The organism is Arthrobacter sp. MAHUQ-56, from assembly GCF_019710585.1.
Lineage (GTDB): Bacteria > Actinomycetota > Actinomycetes > Actinomycetales > Micrococcaceae > Arthrobacter.
Genome location: NZ_JAIFZQ010000004.1, coordinates 38767 through 58340, shown reverse-complemented (window position 1 = coordinate 58340; position 19574 = coordinate 38767). Strand labels below are relative to the sequence as shown.

Genomic DNA, 19574 nt, shown 5'->3' with positions numbered 1-19574 from the left:
GAGGGGCTAGAATAGATAAGACCGCGCCTAACGGCCGGCAGTCGTGTGCCTTGGGCATGCTCGTTTCCGTCACCGCGGAGCCGGGTTGCCCGTGGCCAGCAGAGTGAACGTCAGGACGATGACCGTGGCAGAAGTGCTTTCCCCCGGAAATCAGCCTGAACGCACCTGCATCGGATGCCGCAAGAAAGGCCCGCGGTCGCAGTTGCTCCGGCTCGTTGCCGCCGGCAGCGGTTCAACCGCTGTTGTGGTGGATGAACGACGCCGGATGGCTGGCCGGGGTGCCTGGCTGCACCCCACCGAATCGTGCCTGGCTCTGGCGACAAAGCGGCGGGCCTTCGGACGCGCCCTTCCGGGCACGACCGGGACAGCCGCCGTCGAACACTGGATCACGTCAGGTCCGAACGTTGCGGAGGCGCAAGCCGCCACAACACCAACCGTCCAACCTGAAAGCGGGTCAGAAATCTGATGGAAACCCGATGAGTTCCCAGCGATGAGTGCGTAACGATGACAACTTTGTTGCGCTCTGCAATGGGCCCCTTCGCATCAACAGCGGCCGGGGTCCGCAGTAAGAAGTAGACGGTTCGTGCCTGGCTCGGTGCGGACCGAGACAGGAGAAATGTGGCCAAGGTCCGCGTACATGAGCTCGCCAAAGAGCTCGGTATAACTTCCAAAGATGCAGTGACAAAACTGCAGGAACTGGGCGAATTCGTTCGCTCCGCCTCTTCCACCATTGAGGCCCCCGTCGTGCGGAAGCTGCGTAACGCCTTCCCCGACGCCGCTGCCAAGGCAGCAGCGCCCGCCACCGCACCCAAGGCGCCGGCACCCGCAGCAGAATCACGTCCGTCAGCGCCGGCCCCCGGCCCCGCTGCCCCCAAGGCTCCGGCCCCCAAGGCACAGGCACCGGCCCCGGCAGCCCCCGCCCAGGCAGCAGCCCCGGCAGCCCCCGCCGCGGCAGCGCCTGCCGCCCCCGCGGCTCCATCTGCAGGTGCTCCAACTTCGGGTGCTCCGTCCACCGGCGCCAAGCCCGGTGCCCGTCCGGCCCCCAAGGCTGAGACCCCGGCTCCTTCCGCCCGTCCTGGTGGTTCCACGCCGTCCGCCGGCCCCCGCCCCGGCGGTCCCCGTCCGGGCAACAACCCCTTCGCCACCTCACAGGGCATGCCCCGTGGCCGTGGCGGAGACGGCGAGCGCGCTCCGCGTCCGGGCAACAACCCGTTCGCCACGTCCCAGGGCATGCCCCGTCCCGGCGGCAGCCGCACCGACGGCGACCGTCCCGGCGGTCCCCGTCCGGCAGCAGGCGCAGGTGGACCCCGTCCCGGCGGTCCGCGTCCGGCAGCAGGCGCGGGCGGACCCCGTCCGGCAGCAGGCGCAGGTGGACCCCGTCCGGGTGCACCGCGTCCCGGCGGACCCCGTCCCACTCCCGGCATGATGCCCAACCGCACTGAGCGTCCCGCACCCGCAGGTGCAGGCCGTCCCGGCGGCGGCCGCGGTCCCGGACGCCCCGGTGGCGCTCCCGGAACCGGTGGTCCCGGTGGCGGCGGCGGTGCTCCCGCCGGCGGTGGCTTCGGCAAGGGCGGGCGCGGCCGCGGCGGCACCCAGGGTGCCTTCGGCAAGGGCGGCGCAGGCCGTGGCAAGCAGCGCAAGTCCAAGCGCGCGAAGCGCCAGGAACTTGAGCAGATGAGCGCCCCGTCGCTGGGTGGCGTGAGCGTACCCCGCGGCGACGGCAACACTGTTATCCGGCTTCGGCGCGGCTCGTCCATCACGGACTTTGCCGACAAGATCGAGGCAAACCCCGCCGCACTGGTCACCGTGCTGTTCCACCTTGGTGAAATGGCCACCGCCACCCAGTCGCTGGACGAGGACACCTTCGCCCTGCTCGGCGAGGAACTGGGCTACAAGCTCCAGGTCGTCTCGCCGGAAGACGAGGAGCGCGAGCTGCTCTCCAGCTTCGACATCGACTTTGACGCCGAACTCGAAGCCGAAGGCGACGAGGAACTCGAGGCACGTCCTCCGGTAGTCACCGTCATGGGCCACGTCGACCACGGTAAGACCCGCCTGCTCGATGCCATCCGCAAGTCCGACGTCATGGCGGGCGAACACGGCGGCATCACGCAGCACATCGGTGCCTACCAGGTCACGCACAACCACGAGGGCACCGATCGGAAGATCACCTTCATCGATACCCCGGGCCACGAGGCGTTCACCGCCATGCGTGCCCGTGGTGCGAAGGTCACCGACATCGCCATCCTGGTGGTTGCAGCGGACGACGGCGTCATGCCCCAGACCGTTGAAGCCCTCAACCACGCCCAGGCGGCCAACGTGCCGATCGTCGTGGCAGTGAACAAGATCGACAAGGAAGGCGCCAACCCGGACAAGGTCCGCGGCCAGCTGACCGAGTACGGCCTGGTTCCCGAGGAATACGGTGGCGACACCATGTTCGTGGAGGTCTCTGCCCGCCAGAACCTGCACATCGACGAACTGCTCGAGGCTGTCCTGCTTACCGCGGACGCAGCCCTGGACATGCGCGCCAACCCGAACAAGGACGCCCGCGGTATCGCCATCGAAGCGAACCTGGACAAGGGCCGCGGTGCGGTTGCCACCGTCCTGGTGCAGTCCGGCACGCTGCGCGTCGGCGACACCATCGTTGCAGGCACGGCCCACGGCCGCGTCCGTGCGATGTTCGACGACGACGGCAGCGCCCTGACCGAGGCCGGCCCGTCCCGCCCCGTCCAGGTGCTGGGCCTGTCCAACGTCCCGCGTGCAGGTGACACCTTCTTCGTGACCGCTGACGAGCGCACCGCCCGCCAGATCGCCGAGAAGCGCGAAGCCGCCGACCGCAACGCCGCCCTGGCCAAGCGCCGCAAGCGCATCAGCCTTGAAGACTTCGACCAGGCCGTCGCCGAAGGCAAGATCGACACCCTCAACCTCATCCTCAAGGGTGACGTGTCCGGTGCCGTCGAAGCCCTCGAGGACGCGCTGCTCAAGATCGACGTCGGCGAAGGCGTGCAGCTGCGCGTCATCCACCGCGGCGTGGGTGCCATCACGCAGAACGACGTCAACCTGGCAACGGTCGACTCCGCCGTCATCATCGGCTTCAACGTCAAGCCGGCCGAGCGGGTCGCCGAACTGGCCGACCGCGAAGGCGTGGACATGCGGTTCTACTCCGTCATCTACGCTGCGATCGACGACATCGAGATGGCGCTCAAGGGCATGCTCAAGCCGGAATACGAAGAGGTCCAGCTCGGTACCGCCGAAGTCCGCGAAGTCTTCCGCTCCTCCAAGTTCGGAAACATCGCTGGCTCGATCGTCCGCTCGGGCATCATCCGCCGCAACAGCAAGGCACGCGTCAGCCGCGACGGCAAGATCATCGGTGACAACCTCACCGTCGAGTCGCTCAAGCGCTTCAAGGACGACGCCACCGAGGTCCGCACGGACTTCGAGTGTGGTATCGGTCTTGGGTCGTACAACGACATCGTCGAAGGTGACATCATCGAGACCTTCGAGATGCGCGAAAAGCCGCGCGTCTAGCCTCGGTGCTTCACCTGGCTGGGCGCCTCCGAGTTTTGGGGGCGCCCCGCCCCTACGCTGGGCGGCAAAGGATCTAGCGATCCTTTGCCGCCCAGCTCCGGTAGGCCCGATGCCACTCCCGGGCGCCCCCAAAACTCTCCGGCATCGTCGTTGGCCCGCCTTTCTTGCGTGGCACATAACTGAAGCGTCCGTTGGCTGCCCTGTTGCCGCCGTCGTACGTCCCTAATTTTTTTCTTCTTATAGGAGTTTGTTCATGGCTGATCCGGCACGTGCTGCCAAGTTGGCGCAGCGGATTAAGGTTGTTGTTGCTGAGGCCTTGGGCCGGAGGATCAAGGATCCTCGGGTGGAAGGCGTTACTGTTACCGATGCCCGGGTGACCAATGACCTGCAGCACGCCACTGTTTACTACACCGTCTTCGGTGACCAGGCTGTCCAGGCTGATGCTGCCAAGGGGCTTGAGAAGGCCAAGGGTGTGCTCCGGCAGGAGGTTGGCCGGAACATCACCGCCCGCCTGACCCCCACCCTCGAATTTGTCGCGGACCAGATTCCAGTCAACGCCTCCAACCTGGAGGAACTGCTGCGGGAGGCCCGGAAGCGGGACGCCGAGGTGGCTGCCCTTGCCGCGAACGCCCGCCACGCAGGCGACGCCGACCCGTACAAGTCCGATGCGCCAGCCGATGTTGACATCGACGAGGACGACTTCGACGAAGAGGACCTGGACCTCAGCGGCGACGAAGACCTCGACGAGGATGGCAGCAAGTAGGACGCACGCCAGGGCCCGGGAGCTGATCCCGGGCCCTGGCCGTTTTTATGAAGGCTGCCGGCTTGATTGCTGGTTGCCTACCGGAGGTCGGCCTTGATGACCTTCCCCGCCGGTGGTTGTGACGGGTCGCCGAGGGCGTCGATCGTGGCGTAGAGGTTGTGGCCCTTGACCTCGACGTCGGCCGGCAGGTTGACCTTGAGGAACTGCGACCGGTGGCCCGAGCAGGTGAACTTCACGATCTCGCCGCCGAACAGCGAAGCAACGTAGATGTCGCCTTCATCGGTGACGGCAAGTCCGGTGGGGGTCAGGATGTGGTCCGCCCACAGGTCAACGTCGCCGTTGGAGGGATTGATCTTGAAGATCGCCCCGCGCTCACCCAGCTCCGGACCCTCCGTGCCGCCCGGCAATGACGTCACATACAGCATGCCGTCCGGACCCAGCGCGACGTCGGTGGGAACGGGCTCAAACGCGTACTTATGCCCTGCCACGCAGTCCGGCACCTTGAAGGTTCCACCGTGCATGTCGGTGGGAACCACGAATCCCTTGGGAATGACCGCCGGCCGTGGTGGCAGGACCGCAAGGGTGTCGATATCACCGTCCTTCAGGTTGACCTTGAGGACGGCGTTCATGCCGGCATCGGCAACATACGCGGTGTCGTCCTTCACTGCCAGGGCGTAGGGATGGGAGTCCACCAGGCCCTTGTACTTGGCGGGCGGGAAGGCCGGCCAGTCGGCGAGGCACTTGGCGCTCACGTCATCGCCAAACCCATAGCGCTGCTTTCCGTCGGGATTCTTGCGCCGTTCGTAGTCGGCGAAGTTGGCGATGGTGTCCACATCGCCCTTGGCGTCAATGGACTTCAGGTATCCGTGCAGTGCTGCCGGATCGCCCTGCCCTGCGCCCACGCTCTCCAGGAAGAAGGTGGTGCTGCCGCGCGTGTCCGAGCCCGCGACCTCCCAGCCTTTGGGCGTCTCCGTGGCCAGGTTATCCGTGGAGCCATCACGGTTGACGCGCGTCAATACGCCGAGGAAGTCCTGCGAGACGAGGACCGATTTGCCGGGCCCGGCGCTCAGGTGCAGCGGTGAAACGAATCCGCTGGCCAGCACGTCGTAGTCCTGTGTGGAGTCGCCGGCGACGGCAGGGCCCGCGGAGGCTATGAAAGCAGCAGTGGCCGCCATGGAGGCCAAAAGGGTGAGTCTCTTCTTCATTGGGTACCCCGGGCTGGAAGCCCTTGTTGATCCGGTTAAGGAGCCTCCGCAGAGGCGGAATATGGAACCCCCGGCGTAAGAGTAGGCCTCTACCAGCGGGTATGTACTGCTGGCATGCCCCCCAATTTCCCCCTTTTCCGTCCCCTAACGCTGCGCTGTGGCTAGGATCGTGCTATGACGTCCGAAGACCGGGGGAACGGCCCCTTCCAGTACCTTGAACAGGCCGTGCAATTGGCCACCTGGAACGTCAGCCAGGGCGGCGGCCCCTTCGGCGCGGTGGTGGTGACGCCGGACGGGACAGTCCATGAAGGCGTTAACCGGGTGACCCGGGACAACGACCCCACGGCCCATGCCGAAGTGGTCGCCATCCGGGCAGCGGCCGCGGCGACGGCGAACTTCGACCTCGGCGGCTCGGTCCTCTACGCCAGCTGCGAGCCGTGCCCGCTGTGCCTGGCTTCCGCATTGTGGGCAAGGATCGGCCACGTCTACTTCGCCGCCGACCGCCACGGGGCAGCGGCGGCGGGCTTCGACGACGCCCTCTTCTACGACTACTTCAGCGGCAGCAAGCCCGAACTGATGCCGGTCACCCGGGATGACATCCCGACGTCGGACATCCCTTTCCAGACCTGGCGCGCCTTCGAGGGCAGGACGGAATACTAGCAATGGAACCGGTGCTCATCAGCTGCCCCGCCTGCGGAAAAACCAACCGCGTGCCCGCCTCGGCAGCGGGCCATCCCCGGTGCGGCAACTGCAAGGCCGACCTGCCGTGGATCGTGTCCGCGGACGATACCGACTTCACCGCGGTCGCGGAAAACTCGCAGGTTCCCGTACTGGTGGACTTCTGGGCCGCGTGGTGCGGGCCCTGCCGCATGGTCAGCCCGGTGCTGGACAAGCTCGCCCGGGAACGCCCCGGAAGGATCAAGCTGGTGAAAGTGGACGTGGACAAATCGCCACGGCTGTCGCAGCGCTTCGAGGTGCAGGCCATCCCCACGCTGATGGTGATAGTCGACGGCAAAGTGGCTGCCCGCCAGGCAGGCGCCGCCCCGGCGAACGTCCTCCGCTCCTGGCTGGACAACGCCGTCGCCGGCGCGCGTAACTAGTCCGCGGAACGGCTGCCGTCCCTGGCAGGAAGCCGCGACAACCCCTCAAGCAGGTCCTGCTTCCGGCCGCACAGGGCGATGCGCACCCACCCCTCGCCAATGGACCCGAACGCCGTTCCCGGTGCCAGCGCCACCCCTGATTCGGCGAGGAAGCGCCGCACCCACGTGCGTACGTCACCGCCGGTGACGTGGGACATGTCCGCCCAGAGGTAGAAAGCGCCATCAGCCCTCAGGTAGGGGATGCCCTTGGCGTCGAGCACGGCGGATGCGGCGTCCCGGTTGGTCCGGTAATGCCCGTGCGCGTGCCGCACGTAGTCCTGGGGGCCGGTGAGGGCGGCAAGCGCCGCGTACTGCGGCGGTGACGCCACACAGGAGACGATCGACTCCATGACGTTGTCCATCTTTTGTTCAAGCCCGGGCGGGCAAATCAGGGCCCCGATCCGCAGCCCCGTCAGGCCATACGTCTTGGACAGCGTCAGGGACGTGAAGACGCGCGCGTCGCCGGCGGTGCCGCCGTCGAACCTCGCCGGACTGATGTGCGGCACGTCGTAGGTGAAAGCCTCGTAGCACTCGTCGGAGATGACCCACAGGTCATGGCGGCGGGCCAGGTCCATCAGTTCCCGGATCACGTCCTCTCCGAGCACCGCGCCGAGGGGGTTCGAGGGGGAATTCAGGACCAGCACCCGGGTGCGCGCGGTGATCAGGGCCGCCACGTCGTCCACCCGCGGCTGGAAGCCGTGGTCCGGGCGCAGCGGATACGCCACGGGCATGGCGTTGAGCAGCCGGGCGGTCATCGCGAAGGTGGGGTAGCCCGGGTTCGGAATCAGGATTTCGTCGCCGGGGGAGAGCAGCAGGCTCATGGCGAAGTGGAGTCCTTGCTGCGCCCCGGACACCACGTAGACCCGGTCCGCGCCGACCTCGACGCCTTGCTCAGCCCGGAACCTCGCGGCGAAGGCTTCACGCAGGGCGGGGATTCCCGCGTTCGGGGTGTAATTGGTTTCGTCCCGGTCAAGGCAGGCAATGCCGGCGTCGAGGACGTGGCGGGGGAGGGGGAAACCCGGCTCGCCGATGCTCAGCACCAGGGCATCCGGGGTACGCCAGGCGGCTTCCGTGATTTCGCGGATCTGGTTGACGGGCACGTCGCGGACATGGGCGGCAAGCTCAGGCATGCCAGCCATCCTAGCTGCGTCCCGCTGCGCCGGGGCGCCAACCAGCGCCGATATACTGGTAGGCGTGCTTTCTGGACTGGTGATAGTGGACAAGCCGCAGGGATGGACCAGCCATGACGTGGTTGGCCGGATGCGGCGCCTCGCGGGTACCCGGAAAGTGGGCCATGCAGGCACCCTGGATCCCATGGCAACAGGGGTGCTGGTTGTAGGAATCAACAAGGCCACCCGGCTGCTCACCTACATCGTGGGGACGTCCAAGACCTACACGGCCACCATCCGGCTGGGCCAGTCCACCGTGACGGACGACGCCGAAGGGGACGTGGTTGCCACGGCCGGCACCGCCGCCGTCCACGAGCAGGCAATCCACGACGGCGTCGCCGCCCTGACAGGCGACATCCAGCAGGTGCCCAGCAGCGTCAGCGCCATCAAGGTCAACGGCGAACGCGCCTACGCGCGTGTCCGCTCCGGCGAAGACGTCAAACTGGCCCCGCGCCCTGTCACCATCCACCGGTTCGAGATCCACGGCATCAGGCGCGACCCGGTGGCGGACGTCATCGACCTGGACGTCACCGTGGAATGCTCCTCGGGAACCTACATCCGGGCGCTGGCCCGGGACCTCGGCAACGCGCTGGGCGTCGGGGGCCACCTCACCGCCCTGCGCCGCACGCATGTGGGCCCGTATTCCCTGGACCAGGCCCGCACCCTGGAGCAGCTCGCCGAAGAGCTCAACGTGCTGGACATGTCCGACGCCGCCCGCGCACTCATGCCCAACCGGGAACTGAGCGCCGAGGAAACCACCGAGATCTCGTTCGGGCGGCGCATCGCCGCCGGCGCCGCACCGGGGAGCCCGTCAGCGGCCACCGCCGAGCATCCCGCGGCCGCGTTTGCCCCGGACGGCAGCCTGGTGGCGCTCCTCGCCGACGCCGGAAACTACGCCAAACCCGTGCTCGTGTTCGCCCCCGGCAGCGGCTCGCCCGTCGGCGCCCCCGCGGAGGCCTAGGCGTGGACGCTTTCTTTTACATCATCCTGGTCGTCGGCCTGGTGTCCACGGTGCTCTGCCTGGGCGCCGGAATCCTTCGGAAGGCACCGAACGACGTCACCATCCTGTCCGTCGTCGCGGTGGAAGTGGCCCTGGTCGTGTATCTTGTCGGCTCCATTGTGCGCGTGATCGCCGGGGAGGCAATCGCCGGCGAGGCCTGGGAGTTTTGGGGCTACATGGCCACCGCCATGCTCCTGCCTCCGGCCGCCGTCTACTGGTCCATCCTGGAACGCACGCGGTGGAGCAACTTTGTCCTGGCCGCCGTCGGCGTCACCGCGCTGGTGATGGCCGCCCGAATGAACCAGATCTGGTACTGAAGTGGAAGAAGCACGCAGCATGAAAGACCAGCAGCCCCGTACCGCCGCAGACGGCGCGCCCCTGCAGGACAGCCGCAACACCCGCAACACGGGCCCCGGACGGCTGCTGATCGCGGTGTACGGGGTGTTTGCCATTTCCGCCACGGCACGTGCCGGGTACCAGATCCTCACCAAGTTCTCCGAAGCCCCGGTAGCGTACCTGCTCTCCGCGTTCGCCGCCCTGGTGTACGTCGTTGCCACCGTATCCCTGGCCAAGTCCGGCACCACCTGGTTCAAGGTGTCCGTTGCCGCGGTGCTGGTTGAACTGGTGGGGGTCCTGGTGGTGGGGGCCCTGAGCGTGTTCGATTCCGTGCAGTTCCCGCACGAGACCGTGTGGTCCCTTTTTGGCCGCGGCTATGGTTTCATCCCCCTTCTGCTTCCGGTGCTCGGCCTCGTGTGGCTGTACCGGCGCCGCCCCTCCCGGGCCACAGCGCCGCAGGCCGGGGCACGGCAGTGAATCCGGGTACCCTTGAAGAGTTCCGCGGCCGGCAAGGTGCCGGAACATCGAATGTGTGCAGTCAGCTAAGGCGAGGGTGATGGTCTACATCTGGAACGATCCGTCCGAGGTCCCGGCGGACTTCGGCCCATCCGTCGTCACCTTCGGGAACTTCGACGGCGTTCACCGCGGGCACCAGCAGGTGCTCTCCCAGCTGATCCGCTCGGCACGCCGCAGCCAGGCAAAGGCCGTGGCAGTAACCTTCGACCCGCATCCCGCCCAGGTCCACCGGCCGGAAGCCGCGCCCGAACTGATCATGGGCCTGGACGACAAACTGGAAGCACTGGGCGAACTCGGCCTCGACGCCATCCTGGTGGTCAAGTATTCACTGGACCTTGCCAGCCTGACGGCCGAAGAGTTCGTGGAGCAGTACCTCGTGGACTGCCTGCACGCCAGCCAGGTGGTGATCGGCCACGACGCCCGCTTCGGCAGGGGCAACTCCGGCGACCTGGACACCATGAAAGCGCTGGGCGACAAGTTCGGTTTCGACGTCCAGGTCATCAGCGAGTTCGGCTCCGAGGGCTACCCGCTTCACGAGGACGACGGCAAGGACCGCCGCTGTTCGTCCACCTGGGTGCGTGAAGCCTTGCAGGAGGGTGACGTCGTCACCGCGGCCGCCGTGCTGGGGCGCCCGCACCGGATGCGCGGTGAAGTTGTCCACGGCGCAGCCAGGGGCAGGGCGCTCGGTTTCCCCACCGCGAACCTTTCATCCAGTGCCTCCGGGCTGATCCCTGCGGACGGGATTTACGCGGGATGGCTCGTGGACCAGGCCGGTAAGCGCTGGCCGGCCGCCATCTCCGTGGGTTCCAACCCCACGTTCGACGGCGTCAGCCGCCAAGTGGAGGCACACGTGATCGACCGGCCCAAGGAGGCCGTGGAGGACTTCGATCTGTACGGCCAGACAGTAATCGTGGAATTCGTCGAGCGGCTCCGAGGCATGGTGGCCTACCGTGGGCCTGAGGCCCTGGTGGAACAGATGCAGCTTGACGTGGTCCAGGCGCACCAGCTCCTGGCCGGCCACTGACGCATCCGCCGGGTGGACCATAACGAAAGGCAGCACGTGTCCGTCGAAAAGAACACCCGCAAGCTGGACAAGGGGATCGTCCGCGACTTCAGCTCGCGGATGAGCTACGCCTCCTACCTGCAGCTGCCCACCCTGCTGAGCGCCCAGCAGCCCGTCAGCCAGCCCGAGCACCACGACGAGATGCTGTTCATCATCCAGCACCAGACCACGGAGCTGTGGCTGAAGCTGGTCCTGCATGAACTGCGCAGCGCTGCCGCATGGCTGCGCTCCGACGACCTGGGCTCGGCGCTCAAGGGCATTGCCCGGGTCAAGCACATCCAGAAGACGCTCACGGAGCAGTGGTCCGTGCTGGCCACCCTGACGCCAACGGAGTACTCCCAGTTCCGTGGCTTCCTGGGGAACTCCTCGGGCTTCCAGTCCGCCCAGTACCGCGCCGTGGAATTCATCCTGGGAAACAAGAACCGCAAGATGCTGCCGGTCTTCGAATCCGATCCCCAGGCTTACGCCATGCTGGAGGAGCTCCTTACTGCCCCGAGCATCTACGACGAATTCCTGGCCTACCTTTCGCGGCAGGGGTTTGCGGTGCCGCGTGCGGTCCTGGACCGGGACGTCACCCGGGCACACGAGTTTGCCCCGGACCTGGTGCCGCTCTTCAAGCACATCTATGAACATGCCGCGGACAACTGGGCCGCCTACGAGGCATGCGAGGAACTGGTGGACCTGGAGGACAACTTCCAGCTCTGGCGCTTCCGGCACCTGCGCACCGTCCAACGGACCATCGGCATGAAGACGGGCACCGGCGGATCCAGCGGCGTGACCTTCCTGCAGAAGGCCCTGGAACTGACGTTCTTCCCGGAACTATTCGCTGTCAGGACGGAGATCGGACAATGAGCCAACACCTGCAAGACATTCCAGCAGCCGCCGGGGCATTGGAGCAGCGCGCCGCGGAGCTTGACCGCCAGGATCCGCTGGCCCAGTACCGCGGCCACTTCGTCGGTACCGACACCGCCCTGTCCTACCTGGACGGCAACTCTTTGGGCCGGCCCCTGAAGCGGACAGCGGAGGACATCGCCGCCTTCATCAATGAGGAATGGGGCGGCCGGCTCATCCGCGGCTGGGACGAACGCTGGCTCAACCTGCCCCACGCGATCGGGGACCAGCTGGGCCGGGCGGTACTTGGGGCCGCCCCGGGCCAGACCATCATCGCCGATTCCACCACCGTGGTGCTGTACAAGCTGATCCGGGCGGCCCTGGCCGCAGTGCAGGACCCGGACCGCAATGAGTTGGTGCTGGACACCGAAAACTTTCCCACCGACCGCTACCTCGTGGAAGGTATCGCCCTTGAGGAAGGCCTGACGCTGCGCTGGATCACTCCCGATCCCGCAGCCGGGGTGACCGTTGAACAGGTGCGCGAAGCAGCAGGGCCGCGCACCGCCGTCGTACTCCTCAGCCACATCGCCTACCGCTCCGGGCACCTGGCGGACCTCCCGGCAATCACCGCGGCGGTGCACGACGCCGGCGCCCTGGTGGTGTGGGACCTGTGCCATTCAGCGGGGTCGGTGGAGATCGACCTCGACGGCGCAGCCGTGGACTTCGCTGCGGGCTGCACCTACAAATACCTCAACGGCGGCCCGGGCTCCCCAGCGTTCGCGTATGTCAACGTCCGGCACCTGGACTCGCTGAACCAGCCCATCTGGGGATGGATGGGCCGCAAGGACGCCTTCGAAATGGGGGCCGGCTACCAACCCGCCGAGGGTATCCGCGGGTTCCTCAGCGGCACCCCCGCCATCTTCGGGATGCTGGCCATGCAGGGCAGCCTGGACCTCATCGAGGAAGCCTCCATGGCCGCTGTCCGGGCCAAATCCGAGAAGCTGACAGCCTTCGCCGTGGAGCTGTTCGACGCGTGGCTGGCACCGCTGGGCGCTGAACTGGCCTCGCCGCGCGACCCCGCCCTGCGCGGAAGCCACATCACGGTGGACCACCCGGACTTCACCAAGGCCACCGTGGAGGCGCTGTGGGACCAGGACGTGATCCCCGACTTCCGGGCACCGCGCGGCATCCGCGTGGGCCTGTCGCCGCTGAGCACCAGCTTCGGGGAAGTCCTGCAGGGCATGGCAGCCATCCGTGACAGGCTGGCCGGCTGATCGGCGCTGTTTCGACAAGGTTAGGGCGCGGCCGGTAAACTGGACGATGGATCCGGCTGCAGTCCGTGGCGGCTGGGTCCTGTTGCCCATGGCCAGATCCGGTGTACCGGTCCTGGACGCAGGCGGCAGACCCGGCGGTGAGTTTCCGACCGGGCCCGCACGGCACATTCCCAAGGAGTAATTGTGGCACTTGACGCCGCTGTAAAGCAGTCCATCATCAAGGAATACGCAACCGGGGAAGGCGACACCGGTTCGCCCGAGGTCCAGGTTGCCGTTCTGACCCAGCGGATCAAGGATCTGACTGAGCACATGAAGGAGCACAAGCACGACTTCCACACCCAGCGCGGTCTGCTGGCCATGGTTGGTCGTCGCAAGCGTATGCTGAGCTACCTCAAGAAGACCGACATCGCCCGCTACCGTTCGCTCATCGAGCGCCTCGGCCTGCGCCGCTAGTCTGGCTTTGGGGCGGCCCTTCCACCATGGAATGGGCCGCCCTTTCCAAAAGAAAAACTAAACAGGAGGATCAACCGCATCACGCATTCGCGGTCCTCGGTAGTGATCCCCGGGAACGGCTTCAGCGACTGAAGCCGGCGGCCCGTGGGTCTCGATCGATGACCGGGTGCAGGGCCAGTAGACAGATGCTGGGCTGGGTTGATGCGGCTGGACTTCCGTGAAACAGAAACGGAGGTGACTCTCTTGGAGGGTCCCGAAATCCAGTTCTCAGAGGCAGTCATTGACAATGGCCGTTTCGGCAAGCGGGTCATCCGCTTCGAAACCGGCCGCCTCGCCAAGCAGGCAGCAGGCGCTGCCATGGTGTACATCGACGATGACACCGCCCTGCTGTCCGCCACCACCGCCGGCAAGCACCCGCGTGAGGGCTTCGACTTCTTCCCGCTGACGGTCGACGTCGAAGAGCGCATGTACGCCGCCGGCCGCATCCCGGGCTCGTTCTTCCGCCGCGAAGGCCGCCCGTCCACCGAAGCCATCCTGGCCTGCCGCCTGATGGACCGTCCGCTGCGCCCCGCCTTCATCAAGGGCCTGCGCAACGAGGTCCAGATCGTGGTGACCGTCCTGGCCATCAACCCGGACGAGCTCTACGACGTGGTAGCCATCAACGCTTCCTCCATGTCCACCCAGCTCTCCGGGCTGCCGTTCTCCGGCCCCATCGGTGGCGTCCGCGTTGCCCTGGTCGCCGACGAAAACGGCTCCCAGTGGGTTGCGTTCCCCAAGCACTCCCAGCTGGAGAACTCGGTGTTCAACATGGTGGTGGCCGGCCGCGTGGCCGGTGACGACGTCGCCATCATGATGGTCGAAGCCGAAGCAACCGACAACTCCTGGAACCTCATCAAGGAACAGGGTGCCACGGCCCCCACCGAGGAAGTCGTTGCCGAAGGCCTCGAGGCTGCCAAACCGTTCATCAAGGCACTCTGCGACGCCCAGGCTGACCTGGCTGCCCGTGCGGCCAAGCCCACCGTCGAATTCCCGGTCTTCCTGGACTACGAGGACGACGCTTACGCCGCCGTCGAGTCCGCTGCCGCGGAGAAACTGGCTGCTGTCTTCCAAATCGCCGACAAGCAGGAACGCGACAACGCCTCTGACGCCCTGAAGGACGAGGTCCTCGCCGACCTTGCCGGCCAGTTCGAAGGCCGCGAGAAGGAGCTGTCCGCAGCGTTCCGCTCGGTCACCAAGCACGTGGTGCGCCAGCGCATCCTCAAGGACCAGGTCCGCATCGACGGCCGTGGCCTGACGGATATCCGCCAGCTCACCGCCGAGGTCGAGGTCCTTCCCCGCGTCCACGGCTCCGCCATCTTCGAGCGCGGCGAGACCCAGATCATGGGTGTCACCACGCTGAACATGCTGAAGATGGAACAGCAGATCGACTCGCTGTCGCCGGTGAAGACCAAGCGCTACATGCACAACTACAACTTCCCGCCGTACTCCACCGGTGAAACCGGCCGCGTGGGCTCGCCCAAGCGCCGCGAAATCGGCCACGGCGCCCTGGCCGAGCGCGCTCTGGTGCCGGTCCTGCCGTCCCGCGAGGAATTCCCCTACGCCATCCGCCAGGTATCCGAGGCCCTCGGTTCCAACGGTTCGACGTCGATGGGTTCCGTCTGCGCCTCCACCCTGTCCATGCTGAACGCCGGTGTGCCCCTGAAGGCCGCCGTCGCCGGCATCGCCATGGGCCTGGTCTCCGACCAGGTTGACGGCCAGACCCGCTACGCGGCACTGACCGACATCCTCGGCGCCGAAGATGCCTTCGGTGACATGGACTTCAAGGTTGCCGGTACCTCCGAGTTCGTCACCGCCATCCAGCTGGACACCAAGCTGGACGGCATCCCCGCCTCGGTCCTGGCGGCAGCCCTGAAGCAGGCCCGCGAAGCCCGCCTGCACATCCTCGAGGTCATCAACTCGGCCATCGACACCCCGGACGAGCTCTCCGAGTTCGCTCCGCGCGTCATCGCCGTGAAGATCCCCGTGGACAAGATCGGCGAGGTCATCGGCCCCAAGGGCAAGATGATCAACCAGATCCAGGAAGACACCGGCGCCGACATCTCCATCGAGGACGACGGCACGGTCTACATTGGCGCTACCAACGGTCCGTCTGCAGAAGCAGCACGCTCCGCCATCAACGCCATCGCGAACCCGCAGGTCCCGGAAATCGGCGAGCGCTACCTGGGTACGGTCGTCAAGACCACCACCTTCGGTGCCTTCGTGTCGCTGACCCCGGGCAAGGACGGCCTCCTGCACATCTCCGAACTGCGGAAGCTCGCCAACGGCAAGCGCGTGGACAACGTCGATGACGTCGTCTCGGTCGGCCAGAAGATCCAGGTGGAAATCACCAAGATCGATGACCGCGGCAAGCTCTCCCTCGCCCCGGTGGTAGCCGAGGACGAGGCCGCCGGCGACACCGAGCGTGCCCACGCTTCGGAGCCCGCTGAAGGCTCCGAGGCCTAGGCAGTTTCCGGACTTCCTGCATAGCACTGAATCGGCGGGGCCGGTGGATGATCCACCGGCCCCGCCGCTGTTACGATGGCAGCCAGATCCGGCTGCCCCCTTTGAAAGGCCTTCATGACTGTTGTACCCCTGCCGCTTGAGCAGAACCACGCCGGTGACACCCTGGTCCACGGCTCCGACGGAGGGTCCGAGGTGCGCCGGTCCGTGCTGCCCGGGGGAGTGCGGGTACTGACCGAGGCGATGCCGGGCCAGCGGTCGGCCACGATCGGGTTCTGGGTTGGCGTGGGGTCCCGCGACGAGGCCCCCGGCCAGCACGGTTCCACCCACTTCCTGGAGCACCTCCTGTTCAAGGGGACCAAGCGGCGTACGGCGCTGGAGATCGCCTCCGCATTTGACGAAGTGGGTGGAGAATCCAACGCCGCCACGGCCAAGGAAAGCACCTGCTACTTTGCCCGCGTCCTGGACACCGACCTGCCCATGGCCATCGATGTCATCGCGGACATGATCACCGGCGCCGTGCTGGATCCGGACGAGATGGAGCAGGAGCGCGACGTCATCCTCGAGGAAATCGCCATGGACAGCGATGACCCCACGGACGTCGCCCACGAGCATTTTGTTGCCGCTGTCCTGGGCAGCCACCCCCTGGGCCGGCCCATCGGCGGTACTCCCGCCGCGATCAAGGCCGTGGCCCGCGACTCGGTGTGGGAGCACTACCGCCGGTACTACAAACCGGAGGAACTGGTCATCACCGCGGCTGGCGGGCTGGACCACGACGTCGTCTGCGGGCTTGTGGTTGATGCCCTTGAGTCCGCCGGGTGGTCGCTTGAAGCCGACGCTGCCCCGGTGAAGCGCCGCTCCACCGAACGTGCGCTGATCACAGGAACGGCGGGCCTTCACGTGGTCAAGCGTGCCGTGGAGCAGGCGAACATCATCATGGGATGCCCCACCATCGTGGCCACGGACGAACGGCGCTACGTGATGAGTGTCCTGAATGCGGTCCTGGGCGGCGGCATGTCTTCCAGGCTGTTCCAGGAGATCCGCGAGAAGCGTGGCCTGGTGTACTCCACCTACTCCTTCGCATCCTCCTACGCCGACGCCGGCTACTTCGGCATGTACGCCGGCTGCACGCCGTCCAAGGTGCGGCAGGTGCTGGACCTGCTGGCGGTCGAGCTGGACAAACTGGCAGAGCACGGCATATCCGAGGACGAACTCCGCAAGGCGGTGGGCCAGCTCGGCGGCGGGATCGTACTGGCGCTTGAGGACACCGGGTCCCGGATGTCCCGGCTGGGCCGTGCCGAGCTCGTCTCAGGCGAGTACCAGGACATCGACGAGACCCTGCGCCTCATCAAGGCGGTCACCGCAGAGCAGGTGCAGGAGCTCGCGGCCGAGCTTGCCGCCGCGCCGCGCACCGTCACTGTCGTAGGCCCGTTCGAGGAGTCGGAAACCTTCGGGTTCCCAGCCCGGGTACCCGTGTAGCCGCAGCACTGTGGTTCCCCGGACACGGGCGGTACCGCGGGTTTAAGATAACCCCATCCGGCGCTGTTTCCAGCGTGCCGGGGTGAGGGGAGTACCGTGCAGGGATCCGCACCGGGAGGCGGCTGGGAGGTTCACGACGACGTTGGCGCGCCTGCCGCCGGCCATCCCGCCTTGACAGAATTGATCGGTCACTGGCGCGGGACCACCCTCCTGGCGGCCGGTCCGTGGGGGCCGGAGCGCAGCGTGGACGCTGAGGTGTCCTACAGCCCCCTGGCTGGCGGCTTCGGGGTGGTGCAGAGCTACCGGCACGTGGAGGCCGACGGCAGGCACTTTGAAGGACATGGCATCTTCAGCATCGACCCCGTCCGCAAGGACGTGCTCTGGTACTACGTCGACAGCACAGACGCATCTCCCGCTGCCGCCGCGCGGTGCACCTGGCACGGCGGCGTCATCCGGGTCGAGCGGCAAAGCGGCGCAGGCTGGACCCGCCATGCCATCAGCGTTGAGGGCGGCGTCCTGCAGCACGTGACTGAGCTGCGCTCAGCGGGCACGTCCGACGCCGATGCCGGGCCACGTGCGGATGCCGACGGAAAGTACCCGGCCTACAGGCCGTTCATGCGGTCAGTCTTCCGCCGCGCCTGACGGTTTGGGCTCACTGCGTTTCAATGATGCGGGTGGTCGGTGTGCCAGCGAGGGCGGGAGCATTCGCGGGGGAACGCCAAACCTTGGTCCGCAGGTTCATCAACAACCGCTCCGCCTGGGCGAGGTGTGCGAAGTCCAGTTCCACCACGATGTAGTGTGGCTCGCCCACCGGACGGCCAATCCGGTGCGTGAGCACGCCGGAAGCTGCCCTGCCAACCGGATCCCGGTCGAAGGCCGCCTTCCAGGTGTCGAAGTCCGTGATGCTGTGTTCTATCTGCAGGGTGTACATGCCCGCTCCTCCTCGCTTTCTCTTCCCGGGTTGCCCCAGCCCTGGGACTTCCCACGCTGCCAAGGTAGACCGCTGCGCCTGCGGCCGGTATCCCAGAAATCTGGGTTGCTTGCCTTTGCAGTGATGATCCTGCGGTTGGAGACCGGTGCGGGAGCATACTGGGGACATGACCAAGGGCTGGGCTGAAGATCGAAGCCTGGAGCGCATCCGGCTCCTTGCAGGCTCGGACCTGGACCACAAGGTTCTGCGCGGAGCAGTGCTCGCCGAACTTGGCAGGATGCTGGCCTTCGATGCCTTTGTGTGGCCCCTCTGCGATCCACGGACGGCTGTCGGGATGGCGCCGCGGGCCAGGATTCCCTGCCCGCAGGAGCTGCCGCGCCTTATCCGCCTCAAGTACCTTTCCGGACCGGGCCGGTGGACCTCCCTGATGCATGCTTCGCCTCCGGCAACCACCCTTATGCGGGCGGCACAAGGAGACCCTTCACAGAGCCCCGTCTGGAATGGATTACTGCAGCGCTACGGCGTCCGCGACGTGCTGTCAGCCGTGTTCGCGGACAAATACGGTTGCTGGGCATGGCTCGATCTGTGGCGGACAGGCGCCTCGGGCCGTGTCACCGGCGCTTTTTCCGACCACGAGATTGGCTATCTTGGCCGGGTCGCAGAGGCACTAACGCCCGCGCTGCGCGGCGCAGCTGCCAGGGAGTTCCGCAATTTGCCGGCACCCGGACCGAATTCGGAGCCTGCAGCCGTGCGGCCGGACCTTCCAGAGCAGGCCGTCCTGACCCTGGACGAAGAACTGGCGATAGCAGGCCAAACCGCATCCGTGGACGAATGGCTGCAGTTGCTGCAGCCCGGACCGTTCCCGCATCAGCATGTTCCTGCTGAAGTTCTGAACGTGGCTGCCCAACTGATGGCCAGGGAGGCCGGCGTTGATACCCACTTTGCGGAGTGCCGGGTCCATGTCGGGGCGGGGCACTGGGCGTCCCTCCGGGCGAGTCGCATGGCGTCCGGGATGCCTGGTTCGACCCCACCCCTGGCAGTGACCATCCAGGCCTGTTCCGCTCCTGAACGGCTCGACCTCTTTGCCCGGGCATATGGCCTCACGCCCCGGCAAGGGGAGCTTCTTCGGCTGGCCGCGGCAGGGGTGGACACGGCGGCCATGGCCGAGGCCCATAACGTGACGGTGTACACGGTGCAGGACCAGTTCAAGCAAATTTTCCAGACCTGCGGAGTCCACAGCCGCGCAGCCCTGCTTGCCATGGCCCTGGGGACTCGTCCCAGGACGCAATAGCCGGGTGCTTCTGCCAATGGCACCGGCCCTCCACGCACTGCAAGCCACCGCTGCGACTCCCCACGGACTCCGCGCGGCAACTCCGGTCTTAACCTGCTGC

At 66.7% G+C, this 19574-nt stretch carries 19 protein-coding genes; 16 read left to right on the top strand and 3 right to left on the bottom strand.

Going from position 1 to position 19574, the window contains the following annotated elements:
- Positions 1–118 precede the first annotated feature (118 nt).
- The 3 genes from K4G53_RS01905 to rbfA all read left to right on the top strand — a co-directional run bounded on the left by K4G53_RS01905 (position 119) and on the right by rbfA (position 4288).
- Positions 119–466, top strand: a complete 348-nt coding sequence (locus tag K4G53_RS01905) for a YlxR family protein (protein ID WP_221384052.1) — start codon at positions 119–121, stop codon at positions 464–466.
- A 152-nt stretch (positions 467–618) separates the two neighbouring features.
- A complete protein-coding gene (gene infB, locus K4G53_RS01900) occupies positions 619–3525 on the top strand; it encodes a translation initiation factor IF-2 (RefSeq protein ID WP_221383810.1) in 2907 nt (968 codons plus the stop codon).
- A gap of 253 nt (positions 3526–3778) precedes the next feature.
- A complete protein-coding gene (rbfA, locus tag K4G53_RS01895) occupies positions 3779–4288 on the top strand; it encodes a 30S ribosome-binding factor RbfA (protein WP_221383809.1) in 510 nt (169 codons plus the stop codon).
- Positions 4289–4365: 77 nt separating this feature from the next.
- On the opposite strand, the gene K4G53_RS01890 is transcribed toward rbfA, so the two are convergent.
- Complete coding sequence (locus K4G53_RS01890; protein WP_221383808.1) at positions 4366–5493, bottom strand: ScyD/ScyE family protein; 1128 nt, start codon at positions 5491–5493, stop codon at positions 4366–4368.
- A 174-nt stretch (positions 5494–5667) separates the two neighbouring features.
- Between K4G53_RS01890 and K4G53_RS01885 the strand changes: the two genes are divergently transcribed.
- Positions 5668–6153 (top strand): nucleoside deaminase, encoded by a 486-nt coding sequence (locus K4G53_RS01885; protein WP_221383807.1) that lies wholly within the window; start codon positions 5668–5670, stop codon positions 6151–6153.
- 2 nt (positions 6154–6155) lie between these two features.
- Entirely contained in the window at positions 6156–6593 is a 438-nt protein-coding gene (gene trxA / locus K4G53_RS01880; RefSeq protein WP_221383806.1) for a thioredoxin, read from the top strand.
- Here trxA and K4G53_RS01875 read toward each other — a convergent pair.
- Positions 6590–7762, bottom strand: coding sequence for a pyridoxal phosphate-dependent aminotransferase (locus K4G53_RS01875; protein WP_221383805.1), 1173 nt, complete (start codon positions 7760–7762; stop codon positions 6590–6592). The two genes, trxA and K4G53_RS01875, sit on opposite strands and share 4 nt — an antisense overlap.
- Before the next feature lie 64 nt (positions 7763–7826).
- On the opposite strand from K4G53_RS01875, the gene truB reads away from it, so the two are divergent.
- The 10 genes from truB to K4G53_RS01825 all read left to right on the top strand — a co-directional run bounded on the left by truB (position 7827) and on the right by K4G53_RS01825 (position 17894).
- Positions 7827–8762 carry a tRNA pseudouridine(55) synthase TruB gene (gene truB, locus K4G53_RS01870; RefSeq protein WP_221383804.1) on the top strand — a complete coding sequence of 312 codons (936 nt, stop codon included), beginning with the start codon at positions 7827–7829 and terminating at the stop codon, positions 8760–8762.
- A 2-nt stretch (positions 8763–8764) separates the two neighbouring features.
- Positions 8765–9118 carry a hypothetical protein gene (locus K4G53_RS01865; protein WP_221383803.1) on the top strand — a complete coding sequence of 118 codons (354 nt, stop codon included), beginning with the start codon at positions 8765–8767 and terminating at the stop codon, positions 9116–9118.
- Positions 9119–9137: 19 nt separating this feature from the next.
- A complete protein-coding gene (locus K4G53_RS01860; protein WP_221383802.1) occupies positions 9138–9614 on the top strand; it encodes a hypothetical protein in 477 nt (158 codons plus the stop codon).
- A gap of 79 nt (positions 9615–9693) precedes the next feature.
- Positions 9694–10677 (top strand): bifunctional riboflavin kinase/FAD synthetase, encoded by a 984-nt coding sequence (locus tag K4G53_RS01855; RefSeq protein ID WP_221383801.1) that lies wholly within the window; start codon positions 9694–9696, stop codon positions 10675–10677.
- Positions 10678–10713: 36 nt separating this feature from the next.
- A complete protein-coding gene (kynA, locus tag K4G53_RS01850) occupies positions 10714–11568 on the top strand; it encodes a tryptophan 2,3-dioxygenase (protein WP_221383800.1) in 855 nt (284 codons plus the stop codon).
- Complete coding sequence (gene kynU / locus K4G53_RS01845; RefSeq protein WP_221383799.1) at positions 11565–12821, top strand: kynureninase; 1257 nt, start codon at positions 11565–11567, stop codon at positions 12819–12821. The genes kynA and kynU overlap by 4 nt, the downstream gene beginning before the upstream one ends.
- Before the next feature lie 183 nt (positions 12822–13004).
- On the top strand, positions 13005–13274 hold the full coding sequence (gene rpsO / locus K4G53_RS01840; RefSeq protein ID WP_221383798.1) for a 30S ribosomal protein S15: 270 nt from the start codon (positions 13005–13007) through the stop codon (positions 13272–13274).
- Between the two features lie 243 nt (positions 13275–13517).
- Entirely contained in the window at positions 13518–15776 is a 2259-nt protein-coding gene (locus K4G53_RS01835) for a polyribonucleotide nucleotidyltransferase (protein ID WP_221384051.1), read from the top strand.
- A gap of 114 nt (positions 15777–15890) precedes the next feature.
- Positions 15891–17252 (top strand): pitrilysin family protein, encoded by a 1362-nt coding sequence (locus K4G53_RS01830; protein ID WP_221383797.1) that lies wholly within the window; start codon positions 15891–15893, stop codon positions 17250–17252.
- Between the two features lie 96 nt (positions 17253–17348).
- Positions 17349–17894 carry a DUF1579 family protein gene (locus tag K4G53_RS01825; RefSeq protein WP_221383796.1) on the top strand — a complete coding sequence of 182 codons (546 nt, stop codon included), beginning with the start codon at positions 17349–17351 and terminating at the stop codon, positions 17892–17894.
- 10 nt (positions 17895–17904) lie between these two features.
- On the opposite strand, the gene K4G53_RS01820 is transcribed toward K4G53_RS01825, so the two are convergent.
- Entirely contained in the window at positions 17905–18183 is a 279-nt protein-coding gene (locus tag K4G53_RS01820; protein WP_221383795.1) for a hypothetical protein, read from the bottom strand.
- 166 nt (positions 18184–18349) lie between these two features.
- On the opposite strand from K4G53_RS01820, the gene K4G53_RS01815 reads away from it, so the two are divergent.
- Entirely contained in the window at positions 18350–19474 is a 1125-nt protein-coding gene (locus K4G53_RS01815) for a helix-turn-helix transcriptional regulator (RefSeq protein WP_221383794.1), read from the top strand.
- The last annotated feature ends 100 nt before the right edge of the window (positions 19475–19574 follow it).

What these genes read in the sequence shown, in the direction of transcription:
- K4G53_RS01905 (WP_221384052.1), top strand. Translation starts at nt 119, where the DNA reads ATGACCGTGGCAGAAGTGCTTTCCCCCGGAAATCAGCCTGAACGCACC.
- rbfA (WP_221383809.1), top strand. Translation starts at nt 3,779, where the DNA reads ATGGCTGATCCGGCACGTGCTGCCAAGTTGGCGCAGCGGATTAAGGTT.
- K4G53_RS01890 (WP_221383808.1), bottom strand. Translation starts at nt 5,493, where the DNA reads ATGAAGAAGAGACTCACCCTTTTGGCCTCCATGGCGGCCACTGCTGCT.
- K4G53_RS01885 (WP_221383807.1), top strand. Translation starts at nt 5,668, where the DNA reads ATGACGTCCGAAGACCGGGGGAACGGCCCCTTCCAGTACCTTGAACAG.
- trxA (WP_221383806.1), top strand. Translation starts at nt 6,156, where the DNA reads ATGGAACCGGTGCTCATCAGCTGCCCCGCCTGCGGAAAAACCAACCGC.
- K4G53_RS01875 (WP_221383805.1), bottom strand. Translation starts at nt 7,762, where the DNA reads ATGCCTGAGCTTGCCGCCCATGTCCGCGACGTGCCCGTCAACCAGATC.
- K4G53_RS01860 (WP_221383802.1), top strand. Translation starts at nt 9,138, where the DNA reads ATGAAAGACCAGCAGCCCCGTACCGCCGCAGACGGCGCGCCCCTGCAG.
- K4G53_RS01855 (WP_221383801.1), top strand. Translation starts at nt 9,694, where the DNA reads ATGGTCTACATCTGGAACGATCCGTCCGAGGTCCCGGCGGACTTCGGC.
- kynU (WP_221383799.1), top strand. Translation starts at nt 11,565, where the DNA reads ATGAGCCAACACCTGCAAGACATTCCAGCAGCCGCCGGGGCATTGGAG.
- K4G53_RS01830 (WP_221383797.1), top strand. Translation starts at nt 15,891, where the DNA reads ATGACTGTTGTACCCCTGCCGCTTGAGCAGAACCACGCCGGTGACACC.
- K4G53_RS01820 (WP_221383795.1), bottom strand. Translation starts at nt 18,183, where the DNA reads ATGTACACCCTGCAGATAGAACACAGCATCACGGACTTCGACACCTGG.
- K4G53_RS01815 (WP_221383794.1), top strand. Translation starts at nt 18,350, where the DNA reads ATGACCAAGGGCTGGGCTGAAGATCGAAGCCTGGAGCGCATCCGGCTC.